The organism is Marilutibacter chinensis, from assembly GCF_021725675.1.
Classification (GTDB): Bacteria; Pseudomonadota; Gammaproteobacteria; order Xanthomonadales; family Xanthomonadaceae; genus Marilutibacter; species Marilutibacter chinensis.
Window position 1 is genome coordinate 11932 of the sequence record NZ_JAKJPO010000015.1, and the last position, 13329, is coordinate 25260.

At 68.2% G+C, this 13329-nt stretch carries 8 protein-coding genes; all 8 read left to right on the plus strand.

The genetic code is table 11. From position 1 onward, the window contains the following. The first annotated feature begins 170 nt into the window (after positions 1-170). Positions 171-2624, plus strand: a complete 2454-nt coding sequence (locus tag L3V18_RS16215) for a GH92 family glycosyl hydrolase (RefSeq protein ID WP_425493548.1) — start codon at positions 171-173, stop codon at positions 2622-2624. A 194-nt stretch (positions 2625-2818) separates the two neighbouring features. Beyond that, positions 2819-3853 (plus strand): LacI family DNA-binding transcriptional regulator, encoded by a 1035-nt coding sequence (locus tag L3V18_RS16220; RefSeq protein ID WP_237056299.1) that lies wholly within the window; start codon positions 2819-2821, stop codon positions 3851-3853. Between the two features lie 71 nt (positions 3854-3924). Further along, a complete protein-coding gene (locus L3V18_RS16225) occupies positions 3925-5241 on the plus strand; it encodes a sugar MFS transporter (RefSeq protein WP_425493549.1) in 1317 nt (438 codons plus the stop codon). Positions 5242-5248: 7 nt separating this feature from the next. Further along, the gene (locus L3V18_RS16230; protein WP_237056300.1) at positions 5249-6253 is read left to right on the plus strand and encodes a carbohydrate kinase family protein; all 1005 of its coding nucleotides are present in this window, start codon (positions 5249-5251) and stop codon (positions 6251-6253) included. Next, positions 6243-7568, plus strand: a complete 1326-nt coding sequence (locus L3V18_RS16235; RefSeq protein WP_237056301.1) for an AGE family epimerase/isomerase — start codon at positions 6243-6245, stop codon at positions 7566-7568. The genes L3V18_RS16230 and L3V18_RS16235 overlap by 11 nt, the downstream gene beginning before the upstream one ends. 39 nt (positions 7569-7607) lie before the next feature. Continuing rightward, positions 7608-11165 (plus strand): GH92 family glycosyl hydrolase, encoded by a 3558-nt coding sequence (locus L3V18_RS16240; protein ID WP_237056302.1) that lies wholly within the window; start codon positions 7608-7610, stop codon positions 11163-11165. Beyond that, positions 11162-12298: a glycoside hydrolase family 71/99 protein gene (locus L3V18_RS16245; protein ID WP_237056303.1), complete on the plus strand. Its 1137-nt coding sequence runs from the start codon at positions 11162-11164 to the stop codon at positions 12296-12298. The genes L3V18_RS16240 and L3V18_RS16245 overlap by 4 nt, the downstream gene beginning before the upstream one ends. Positions 12299-12353: 55 nt before the next feature. Beyond that, positions 12354-13325 (plus strand): nucleoside hydrolase, encoded by a 972-nt coding sequence (locus L3V18_RS16250; protein WP_237056304.1) that lies wholly within the window; start codon positions 12354-12356, stop codon positions 13323-13325. Positions 13326-13329 lie beyond the last annotated feature (4 nt).

Consider the following 13329-nt stretch of genomic DNA (forward strand, 5'->3'; position numbering starts at 1 on the left):
TTAGATCGTGACAAATACCGTTTTCCCACCCTCCCTCGGGATGGAGCCCGGTTCCGGCCGGGCTCGTTTTTCCTCCCGTACCCGTGCATCGCGGCTGCAGCGACAGTCCGCGGACGATTTCCCGAACAGCGGTTGCAGGTTCGCAACCGCCCGAAATCCAGAGGTGCGCCGTGCCCGAAAGCCCATCGCCGACCCGTCCGAATCTCCGTCGCCGCCTGCGCGCGATCGCCTTCGCGGCCGCACTGGCGCTGCCGTCCTTGGCGCTGGCCGTCCCGGCCGGGGAGGACCTGGCCGCGATGGTCAACACCTTCATCGGCAGCAAGGACGACGGCAACACCTTCCCCGGCGCGTCGGCGCCGTTCGGCCTGATCCAGGTTTCGCCGATCGGCGAGCATTATTCGGGCTGGCGCTACGACGATCCGAAGATCCAAGGCTTCGGCCACTCATTCATTTCAGGTGCCGGCTGCTGGGAACAGGGCGGGCAGGTATCGGTGCTGCCGGTGACCGGCACGATCGGTCCCGGCGGCGACTTCGACACCACCAGGGCCGAGAGCTTCGATCACACCCGCTATGGATCGGCCTACAGCCATGACGGCGAGGTCGGCGAGGCCGGTTACTACCGGGTGCGACTGACCGACCGCGGCGGCATCGACGCGGAGGCCACCGCGCTGACCCGCGCCGCGGCCGAGCGCTACACCTTCGCCGCGGACGTGGACACCGGCCATGTGCTGGTCAATGTCGGCCAGGCCAATGCGAAGCACGAAGTCGTCGGCAGCGTCATCCAGGTCGTCGGCGACCGTGCGGTGGAAGGCAAGCTGGTCACCAAGAGCTTCTGCGGCGGCCGCCAGTACACGACATGGTTCCGGCTCGAGTTCGACCGCCCGTTCCAGGCGTTCGGCACCTGGGACAAGGAGGGCGGCGTACCCGGTTCGCGCCACGGCATGGGTGCGCAGTGGGAGGTGCCGAACGGTGCCTGGCTGAGCTTCGACCTCGGCCACTCGCGCAGCGTCACCGCGATCAGCGCGATCTCGCACGTCGACGCCGATGGTGCGCGCCGCAACCTCGAAGCCGAGGGCAAGCGCGACGGTAGGCTGCTCGGATTCGACGAGATGCGGGAGCAGGCGCAGGACGCCTGGCGCAGGGAGCTGGCCTCGGTGCGGGTCGCCGGCGGCAGCGACGACGACCGCACGGTGTTCTACACCGCGCTCTACCACGCGCTGCTGCAGCCGCTGACCGGCAACGACGCCGACGGCCGCTACCGTGGCTACGACGACGAGATCCATGTCGCCGATGGCTGGACCTATTACGAGTACTTCTCGCTGTGGGACACCTATCGTTCCCAGAACCAGCTGCTGGCGATTCTGCGGCCGGATCGCGCGCGCGACATCGCGAACTCGGTGCTGAAGATCCACGAGCAGATGGGCTGGCTGCCGCGCTGGGGCTACGCCAACTTCGAGACCAACATCATGACCGGCGATCCGGTCACGCCTTTCCTGGTCGACCTGTGGAAGTTCGGTGCGCTCGAAGGCCGCGAACGGCAGGCATGGCAGGCGCTGTGGCAGAACGCGACCGGACGCCCGCCGGCGATGTCGCGCGCGCAGGGCCGGGCCGGAAACGACAGTTATCTCGCCGATGGCTTCGTGGCCTACGACCGCGCGTTCCCGTCGAAAGGCATGGACGTGGATCCGCATCACGGGGGATCGGCGACGCTCGAGTACGCGCTGGCCGACTGCGCGCTGTCGCTTATGGCCGGTGCGCTGGGTCACGACGAGGCCGCCCGCATGCTGGGCGCGCGCGGTGGCAACTGGCGCAATCTCTGGGATGCGCAGGCGCGCGATCCGGAGCTGGACTTCATCGGCTTTCCGCGTCCGCGCGTCGAGGACGGCAGTTGGTACGCGCCTCCGCGCGGCGGCTACGACCCGCGCTCGAACCACGGCTTCCATGAAGGCACCGCCTGGCAATACCAGTGGCTGGCGCAACAGGACGTCCCCGGCCTGGCGGCCGCGATGGGTGGCGAGGCGGCGGCGCTGCAACGGCTCGACACGTTCTTCGCCTACGACGCGCTGATCGCCGATCCGGCCCATGCCGCGCGCAAGGAATGGGTGGTCGGTCCGTACAGCTACTACAACCAGTACCGCTACAACCCCAACAACGAACCCGACCTGCATGCGCCCTGGCTGTACACGCTGCTCGGCCAGCCGTGGAAGACCTCGGCGGTGCTGCGTACGGCGCAGACCCTGTTCACCAACGCGCCGAACGGCGTGACCGGCAACGACGACCTCGGCACGATGTCGGCCTGGTATCTGTTCAGCGCGGTCGGCCTGTATCCGCTGATGCCGGGCAGTGGCGAACTGGTGCTGCACGCACCGCGCTTCGAGCGGATCGAGCTCGATCTCGGCAACGGCCGCACCCTGAGCGTGCGTGCGCCGGGCGCGGACGGCAGTGCGCTGCAATACCCGCGGCAGGTACGCTTCAACGGCGAGCCGGTCGACCGCGTCTGGCTGGACTGGACGCAGCTGCGCGAAGGCGGCGAGCTGGAGTTCGAGCTCGCCGGCGAGCCGTCGGACTGGGGCGTTGCCGCATCGAGCAGGCCGGCGCCGTCCTGTCCGGCGGACCTGCGCTGAGCACGGCAAAGGAACCGACGATGCAGCGTGGGAGCCTCCGGTACGGATCCGCGGCGACGCTATCGCCGGAGCGGACCCGCGGCCGTACCGCACGGACCTTCCGGAGCGGCGGCCGGAGAAACTCCAGGAGCGGGCTTGAATCGATTCATTTCGGCAATAATCGGACACATCCAGGGATACGCAAGGAGACTCCGATGACCGCAACCAGGCCCGGACGCAAGGCCGTCACCGTTACCGACATCGCGAAAGCCTGCGGGGTCTCGCGCGCGACGGTGTCGCTGGTGTTGCGCGGCAGCCCGCTCGTGCACGTCGACACCCGTGCCCGGGTCGAGGCCGAGCTCAAGCGCCAGCGCTATGTCTACAATCGCGCCGCCGCCAATCTGCGCCGGCAGACCTCCTCGTCGGTCGCGCTGGTCATCAACGACCTGTCCAATCCGTTCTTCGCCGAATTCGCCGCCGGCGTCGACGAAGCGCTGGGCGAGGGCCGATACGTGACACTGCTCGGCAGCACCGCCGAGTCGCCGGAACGGCAGCAGGCCGTGCTGGCGTCGCTGGTCGAACATGCGCCGGCGGGAATCATCCTGTCGCCGGCCGAGCACAGCGACGGTGCCGCATTGCAGCGCCTGCTCGGTGCGCGCACCCCGGTGCTGGTGTTCAACCGCGAGCTGCCCGGCCACGACTGGGACTTCCTCGCCCTCGACAACCAGCGCGGCGCACGCCTGGCGACCGAGCACCTGCTTGCGCTCGGCCACAGCCGGATCGCGTTCTTCGGCGGCCACGCGGACTCGAGTTCGTGCCGGCAGCGCCGCGAGGGCTACCTGGAAGCCCTGCGCGACGCCGGCATCGAGCCGGAGCCGGGCTGGCTGGTCGAATCCAGTCCGACCCGTGTCGACGCCGCCGCGCGGACCGCCGAGCTGTTCGAGCGTGCGCCGGACACGACCGCGGCGGTCTGCTACAACGACAATGTCGCCTTCGGACTGATGCTCGGACTGCGTGCGCGTGGCGTGCGCCCGGGCGCGGAGTTCGCCGTGACCGGCTTCGACGACATCAGTGAGGCCGCCCTGTCCACCCCGCCGCTGACCACCCTGGCCGCGCAGCCGCGCGCCTGCGGTCGCATGGCGGCCGAGATGCTGCTCGAACGCGTGCGCGATCCCGACGCGCCGCCGCGACGGGTGATCGCACCGGTGCGCCTGATGGTCCGTGGCAGCTGCGGAGAACAGCGGCCATGACGTCCCCTCCTGCCCAGTACCTTCCCTCCCGGCGCCATCGACGCGCCTGACCAGCGAGTGTCCTACCACCCATGAGCACGCCCGTCCAACTCGACACCACGCCGGTCGGCGCGGCCGCACCTGCGGGCAATACCCGCATGGCGCTGGTCGCGATGACCGCGATCTTCTTCATGTGGGGCTTCATCACCGAGCTCAACGGCGTGCTGATACCGCACCTGCAGTCGGTGTTCGAGCTGACCCATGCGCGCTCGATGCTGCTGGATTCGGCGTTCTTCGGCGCCTACTTCGTGATGGCGTTGCCGGCGGGCCGGGTGGTCGCGAAGGTGGGCTACAAGCTCGGCATCGTGATAGGCCTGCTGGTCGCGGGCGCAGGTGCGCTGCTGGTGCTGCCGGCGGCGCAGATGGCCTCGTTCAACCTGTTCCTGCCGGCGCTGTTCATTCTCGCCACAGGCGTGGTGGTGCTGCAGGTCGCGGCCAATCCCTACGTCAGCCTGCTCGGCGCGCCGCAGCGCGCCGCGAGCCGGCTGAACTTCGCCCAGGCCGTCAACTCGCTCGGACACACCATCGGCCCGTACGTGGCCGGCCTGCTGATCTTCAGCGCGACCATGCTCAGCGCCGACCAGCTCGCCGCGCTGCCGGCCAGTGAGCGCGTGCAGACGGTGCAGCCGCTGTACATCGGCGTGGCCGCGACGCTGCTGGTGCTGGCCGCGGCGGTGTACTTCTTCCGTCTGCCGGCGCTGGTGGAAGCGACCGAGCAGGCGGACGACCGCCCGCACGGCTTCCGCGAAGTGCTGGCTCTTCCGCACGTGCGCTGGGGCGTGCTGGCGATCTTCTTCTATGTCGGCGTCGAGGTCACCGTCGCCCATTTCATGGTCACCTACGTGTCGAAGCCGGAAATCGGCGCGATGAGCGAGCGCGATGCGTCGCTGTACCTGTCGTACTACCACTTCGCTGCGATGATCGGCCGCTTCGCGGGCGCGGTGCTGCTGATGCGCGCGAATCCCCGGCGGGTGCTGCCACTGGCTGCGGGAATGAACATCCTGCTGCTGCTGGTGACGATGAACTCGTTGGGCGGGGTCGCGCTGTGGAGCGTGGTCGCGGTCGGGCTGTTCAATTCGATCATGTTCCCGACCGTCTTCACCCTCGCGATCGAGCGGCTCGGGCCGATGACCGAGAAGGCATCGAGCCTGCTGGTGATGGCGATCGTCGGTGGCGCGGTGATCCCGCCACTGCAGGGCTTGTTCGTCGACCTGTTCAAGGCCGGCATCGGCAACGAGACACGCGCGTTGCAGTACGCGTTCTTCGTATCGATCCTGTGCTACGTCTACATCCTATGGTACGGCTGGCGCGGTTCGCGTCTGCGTGGTGTCGATGGCGACCGGGGCTGAGGTGGGCATGCGCAAGATCGTCTGCTTCGGCGAAGCCCTGATCGACTTCTTCGCCCAGCCGGTGGCGACGCCGGATACCCCGCGCACCTTCGTGCAGCACGCCGGCGGCGCCCCGGCCAACGTCGCGGTCGCCGTGGCCCGGCTTGGCGCAGCGGCCGAGTTCGTGGGCATGCTCGGCACCGACATGTTCGGCGATTTCCTGCTCGACAGCCTGCGCACCGCCGGCGTCGGTACCGGGCACGTGGTACGCACCGGCGAGGCCCGTACCGCGCTGGCGTTCGTCGCGCTCGATCACGAGGGCGAGCGCAGCTTCAGCTTCTACCGCCCGCCGGCGGCCGACCTGCTGTTCCGTGCCGGCCATTTCGAAGCATCGTGTTTTGACGGCGCCGGGGCGTTCCACGTCTGCTCCAACAGCCTCACCGAGGAGGCGATCGCCGACGCGACGCTGCACGGCATGCGCATGGCGCGGGAGGCCGGCGTGCTGGTGAGCATGGACCTCAATCTGCGCCCGGTGCTGTGGCCGAGCGACGTCGATCCGCAACCGCGCCTGTGGCGCGCGTTGCGGGCCGCCGACGTGGTCAAGCTCGCGCGCAATGAGCTCGACTATCTCGCGGCCGGTCATGGCGGCGGCGAGGACGGCGAACGCAAGGTGCTGGAACGGCTGCTGGACGGGGCCACGCAGTGGGTGATCGTCACCGATGGCAGTGCGCCGCTGCGCTGGCACGGCCGCGACGGCAGCGGCGAGCTGCCAGGGTTCCGGGTCACCGCAGTCGACACCACCGCGGCGGGCGATGCGTTCGTCGGCGGTCTGTTGTTCCATCTCGCCGAGACTGGCGTGGATGCCGGGCACCTGCCGCAGTTCGTCCGCGACCGCGATGCGGTCGAACGCACGCTGCGATTCGCCGCCGCGGTCGGTGCGCTCGCCGTGACCCGCAACGGGGCGTTCGCTGCGATGCCCTCGCGCGTCGAAGTACAGCAACTGCTCAAGGAACAGTACGAAGATGCCGCCTGAAAATCCGATTGCTCTACAGACGCCGGGCCTCCAGCTGCCGGACTTCCGCTCCGCCGAGGTCCTGCGCGCCCACATCGCGAAGACGATGGCGTTCTACCACCCGCGTTGCATCGATCCGGACGGCGGCTTCTTCCATTATTTCAAGGACGACGGGACGGTCTACGAGCGCGGTCACCGTCACCTGGTCAGCAGCACCCGCTTCGTCTTCAACTATGCGATGGCGGCGCGTGAATTCACCGAAGATGCTGCGCTGGGCGGCGAGTATCTCGCTGCCGTCCGCCATGGCCTGCGCTACCTGCGGGAGGCACACCGCAATCCGGAAACAGGAGGCTACGCCTGGACCCTGCGGGACGGCGAGGTCGAGGACGCGACCAATCATTGCTATGGCGTCGCCTTCGTCCTGCTGGCGTACTCGTGCGGGCTCAAGGTCGGCATCGAGGAGGCGCGTGGCTGGATGGACGAGACCTGGCAGCTGCTGGAATCACGTTTCTGGGAGTCCGGTCCGGGTCTGTATCGGGACGAAGCCGACGCCGGGTGGAACTTCGGAAGCTATCGTGGCCAGAACGCCAACATGCACATGTGCGAGGCGATGCTGGCCGCATATGAAGCCAGCGGCGAGCGTCGCTACTTCGACCGTGCGCTGAAGCTCGCCGACCACATGACCCGACGCCAGGCCGCACTGGCCGGGGGGCTGGTATGGGAGCACTACGATGCCGACTGGAACGTCGACTGGACCTATCACCTCGACGATCCCAAGCATCTGTTCCGTCCCTGGGGTTTCCAGCCCGGCCACCAGACCGAGTGGACCAAGTTGCTGCTGATCCTCGACCGGCATGCCACGGCCCTGGACGTCGAAGCCACCTGGCTGGTGCCGACCGCGCGCCGGCTGTTCGATGCCGCGCTCGAGCACTCCTGGGACGTGGCGCGCGGCGGCATGGTCTACGGTTTCGCGTTCGAAGGGTTGAAGCGGGCACTGCAGCAGGGCGAAGCATCGAAGAACCCGATCATGGGTGGCCGGGCCTTTGCGGAGGGACCCGCGTATGTCTGCGACGACGACAAGTACTTCTGGGTCCAGGCGGAGTCGCTGGCCGCGGCGGCGCTGCTTGCGCACCGCACCGGCGACGCGAAGTACTGGGACTGGTACGGCCGGCTGTGGGCGTATGCCTGGACGCACATGGTCGATCACGAGCATGGCGCCTGGTACCGCATCCTCGATGTCGAGAACCGCAAGTACGGCGACGAGAAGAGTCCGGCCGGCAAGACCGACTACCACACCATGGGCGCCTGCCACGAGGTGCTCAACGTCCTGCGCTGAAGCTGCCGCATATCCGGAGCGAGCCGTCCAATGACTTCCATGCCATCACGTTCGTCCCGCTGGCGCCTGCTCGCCGGTCCCGCGCTGGCCACAGCCCTGCTGGCTGGCGGGCTGCCACGATCCGGGATATCGGCACCGGCAGTCGCATCCTCCTCCTTGGGCGGGGAGCGCTTCCGGTCGTCGTTCGAGGATGGCGAGCCGCAGCCCCCCGACGGTCTCGTCCGGCGTGCGGCGGGCGCGGAGCTCGCGCTGCGCAGCGCCGGCGGCCCCGATGAGGCATACACCGCGCGGACGGGGGTAGGGTTCACCGGGGTGCGTTCGCTGGAATACTCCGGCGACGTCGATGGTGATGCCGGTGCACAGGCCAGGGCAGCCGTTTTCGACGTGTCCATCCCGGTGACCGCCGGGACCGAGTTGTCCTACCGCATCTTCCCCCGCTTCATCGGGGACGACCTGCGCTATCCCAGCACCTGGGTCGGCATCGATCTGGCGTTCAGCGATGGCACCTACCTGTCCGACCTCGGTGCGATGGACCAGCACGGCTTCATCCTGTCGCCGCGCGGACAGGGAGAATCCAGGTCGCTCTACACCGGCCAGTGGAATCACAAGCAGTCGCGCATCGGCGACGTAGCCGCAGGCAAGGTGATCGAAAAGATCCTGGTCGGCATCGATGCGCCATTCGGTCCCGCCAGCTTCCGCGGCTGGATCGACGATATCGCGATCGTCGACCGCGTCGCCGCCGACACGCCGTCGGCCGCATCGCAGAAGCGCCCCAGCGAGCACGTGCTGACGACCCGCGGTACGAACTCCAGCGGCGCCTTCTCCCGTGGCAACAACATCCCGGCCACCGCAATGCCGCACGGTTTCAACTTCTGGGCACCGGTCACCGATGCCGGTTCGCTGAGCTGGTTCTACGAGTACGGCAGGCGCAACGACGAGCGAAACCTGCCGCGGCTGGAAGCGCTGACGCTGTCCCACGAGACCAGCCCCTGGATGGGCGACCGCCAGACCTTCCAGGTCATGCCGTCGGTTGCCGCCGGCGTGCCGAGCGCCAACCGCAGCGATCGCGCCGTGACCTTCCGGCACGAGAACGAGCTCGCCCGGCCGCACCACTATCGCGTCGCGCTGGACAACGGCATCGTCGCCGAGATCGCGCCGACCGATCACGCGGCGATGTTCCGGTTCACCTTCCCGGGCGATGAGGCGAGCCTGATCTTCGACAACGTCGACGACCGCGGCGGCCTGTCCCTCTCGCCGGCCAGCGGCGAACTGACCGGTTACACCGACACCCGCAGCGGGTTGTCCAACGGTGCCGGCCGGATGTACGTCTACGCGAAGTTCGACCGCCCGGTCACCGCCAGCGGCAAGCTCGTCGCGACCGACGGCCCGGATGGAGGCAGGCGGGTCAGCGTACCCGGTTACTTTCGTTTCGATGCCGGCGAAAAGCGCACGGTCGCGATGCGGATCGCCACGTCCCTGATCAGTGTCGAGCAGGCGAAGCACAACCTCGCGCTGCAGATCGCCGACGACGATACGTTCGAGGACGTGCGCGGACGCGCGCAGAAGGCCTGGGACGAAAGACTCGGCGTGATCGAGGTCGAGGGCGCCAGCCCGGACCAGCTGACCACGCTGTATTCCAACCTGTACCGACTGTTCCTGTACCCGAACACCGGGCACGAGAACGCTGGCAGCAACGAGCGGCCGGTATGGAAGCATGCGGTGCAGTCGTCGGCCAGCAAGGACATCCCGCCCGGTACGACCGAATCGCGGACCGGGGCAGCGGTGGTGGACGGCAAGGTCTACGTCAACAACGGGTTCTGGGATACCTATCGCACCACCTGGGCGGCCTATTCGCTTTTCGCGCCGCGGCAGGCCGCGGAGATGGTCAACGGGTTCCTGCAGCATTACCACGATGGCGGCTGGGTACCGCGCTGGTCGTCGCCGGGCTATGCGAACCTGATGACGGGCACCAGTTCGGATGTCTCGTTCGCCGACGCGTACGTCAAGGGCGTGGAAGGCATCGACGTCGCAGCCGCCTACGCGGCGATGATCAGGAATGCCGCGGTCGCGCCGCCGAACGACAACATCGGACGCAAGGGCATGGACGTGGCGCCGTTCGTCGGATACGTGCCGAGCACGGTGGGCGAGGGACTCTCCTGGGCGCTGGAGGGCTACATCAACGATTACGGCATCGCCAACATGCTGTCGGCGATGGCGGAGGATCCAGCGACCGACCTTTCGCGCGAGCGGCTGGAAACCGAAAGCGCGTACTACCGCAGCCGCGCGCTGAACTACGTGCGCATGTTCGACCCTGCCATCGGCTTCTTCCAGGGGCGTTCGCTCGACGGGAAATGGAAGTCGCCGGCCGAAGACTACGATCCGCAGGTCTGGGGCCACGATCACGACTACACAGAGACCAACGGCTGGGGCTTTGCGTTCCTGGTGCCGCACGACGGCCAGGGCCTGGCCAATCTCTACGGCGGCCGCGAAGGCCTTGCGCGCAAGCTGGACGAATACTTCGCAACGCCCGAGACCGCGCGCTACCCGGGTTCCTATGGCGGAGTGATCCACGAGATGGTCGAAGCGCGCGACGTGCGCATGGGGCAGTGGGGCTTCTCCAACCAGGTCGCCCATCACGTGCCGTGGATGTATCTCTACGCCGGCCGCCCGTGGCGAACGCAGGAGATCGTCCGCGAGACACTGGCCCGGATGTATGTCGGTTCCGAGATCGGTCAGGGCTATCCGGGCGACGAGGACAACGGCGAGTCGTCGGCATGGTGGTTGTTCGCGGCGTTGGGTTTCTACCCGCTGCAGATGGGCAGCGAGCATCTGGTGATCGGTTCGCCGTTGTTCAGCCGGGCCACCGTGCATCTTCAGGATGGTAGGGAACTGGTGATCAGCGCGCCGGGCAACGACCGCGACAACGTCTATGTCGCCGGCGTCACCGTCAACGGCAAGGCGTGGAACAGCACCGTCATTCCGCACCGCCTGCTGGCCGGTGGCGGGCGCATCGAGTTCTCGATGTCCTCAGAACCAGGCAGATGGGGCAGCGACGTGGCGGCCCTGCCGCCGTCGCTGACCACCGGGAATGAGCCGCCGAGCCCGCTGGCCGACCTCACCGGTGCCGGCACGGGCATCGCCTCGACCAACATGCGCAACGCGCAGGCCGGACATCTGTTCGACAACACCTCGCATAGCGAGGCGGTGTTCGCGGCAGCGGGTGCAGCTGTCGAGCCGGTCCAGGTGACCTGGACATTCGAGGAGCGGCCCGCGGCGGCGGTGACCTTCTACACGCTCACGTCCGGCGACACCGGCGGCCACCCGACCGATTGGGTGCTCGAAGGTTCCGATGACGGCGATGCCTGGCGCGAGCTGGACCGTCGCAGCGGCGAGGTCTTCGATTGGACGCGCTACACCCGGCCGTTCCGGCTCGATGCACCTGCCCGCTACAAGCGATACCGGCTTGTCATCACCGGTGCCAGCGATCCGGGGCGCCCGGTCTCGCTCGCCGAGATGGAACTGCTCGGTTCGCCCGCCGGGGCGGAACCTGCCGGCACTCCCGAGGCCGATCCGCTGCACGCGACCGGCGCGCAATGAACCTCGTCGGACGGGGGTTGCCGGCGATGCTGGCAACGCTGCTCGTGCTGCTCACCGCCTGTGCCGGTTACCCCCGCGCACCGGCGCGGGCGACGCTGAACCCGCGCGCGATCGTCTTCTACTACAACTGGTACGGCAGCCCCGACGTCGACGGCGAACGCCTGCACTGGTCGCATCCGGTCCTCAAGTTCAATCCGGCGGATCCAGACCGGCCGGACATTCCCGGCGACGGCGATATCGCCGCCGATTTCTACCCGGCCCTCGGCGAGTACTCCAGCGCCGACCCCGTGGTCATCGAGCAACACATGGCGATGATCGCGCAGGCCGGCATCGGTATCGTCGCGGTCACCTGGCTCGGCGACGACGACCCGAGCGCGCGCAGCCTGCCACTGCTGTTCGACGCCGCCGCCCGCCACGGGCTCCGGCTCTGTTTCCAGATCGAGCCCGCCGCGCGACCCGATGTCGTCGCCGCACGCGGATCGATCATGCGTCTCGTCGAACGTTTCGGACGTCATCCGGCGTTCTTCCGCGATCCTGACAGCGGCCGGCCGCTGTTCTTCGTCTACGACTCCTACCAGATCCCGGCCACCGACTGGGCGCGCCTGCTGCGGACTGGCGGCGATCTCAGCCTGCGCGGCACCGCGTTCGACGCCGACGTGATCGGACTCTGGGTCGAAGCCGACGAGCATGCCTTCTTCCTCGACGGTGGCTTCGATGGCTTCTACACCTATTTCGCCAGCCGCGGCTTCACCTACGGTGCGACTCCAGAGCACTGGCCCTCGTTGCAGCATTGGGCGGAAGGCAACGGGCTGCGCTTCATACCGTCGGTAGGTCCGGGTTACATCGACGCGCGGGTGCGGCCATGGAACGGCATCAACACCCGCGTTCGCGATGGCGGCCGCTACTACGACGGGATGTTCGCGGCCGCCATCGCGAGCGGCGCGCCGTACATCGCGGTTACCTCCTTCAACGAGTGGCACGAGGGCACACAGATCGAACCGGCGGTGCCGTATTCGTCCGGGGATCGCGACTACCTCGACTACACGCCGCAGGCGCCCGACCACTATCTGCAGCGCACCCGCCACTGGCTGTCGCAACACCCGCCGGGCCTGCAGCCGCCGCCCTCGCGATGAAGGTGCGATGGGGACGCGCTTACCCGTGTCGCCCGAATCCGCGCATAATCGGGCGATGGACAAGACATCTCTACAGAAGACACCGCTGCTGATCGATACCGACCCGGGCGTCGACGATGCCCTCGCGCTGCTGATGGCCTTCAACGACCCGCGTTACGACGTGGTCGGCCTTACCATCGCCGCCGGCAACGTCGGTCTGGCGCATACCGTGCGCAACGCCTTGAAGATATGCGAGGTGGCTGGATACGAAGTGCCGGTGTTCGCCGGCTGCGCGACTCCGCTGCTGCATCCCGCGCCGGATGCGGCCGACGTGCACGGCAAGGACGGCCTCGGCGACATCGGCTACACCCCGGCCGCTCGCAGCGCCGAGTCCGAGCATGCGGCGCTGGCGATCATCCGCCTTTCGCACGAGCACGCCGGCCGGCTGGTGCTGGTCGCGCTCGGACCGTTGACCAACATCGCGCTCGCGTTGCGGCTGGACCCGAGCCTGCCGCAGCGGGTCGCCCGCTTCGTGGTGATGGGGGGCGCGGTCACCGCCCAGGGCAACATCACCGCGTCGGCCGAGTTCAACGTGCACTTCGACCCCGAGGCCGCGCACATCGTGTTCGACGCCTTCCCGACGACCGACCTCGCCGACTGGGAGGCGACCGTCGCCCACAGCCTCGACCATGCCGAACTGCGAACCTGGCTGTCGGCTCCGGATGGACGGGCCCGGTTCTACGAAGCGGCCTCGCGGCAGACCCGGGAATGGTCCGAGAACCGCCGCGGCAATCGCTGGTTCTGTGCCGATGCGCTGGCGATGGCCTGGGTGCTCGAGCCGGAGGGCGGGATCCGGGTCGAAGCGCGGCCGATGGCGGTGGCGCTGGAGGGCCGGCACAGCCGCGGCGCCACCGTGGTCGACTGGCGCCGCCAGACCGGGCGGCCGGACAACGTGCGGATCCTGCAGCAGTACGACCAGGCGCGGTTCGAGGCGATGATCCGCGGTGCGGTCGGGGCCGGGGTGGAGGTTCCCGCCGCCGCCGGCTGAACGG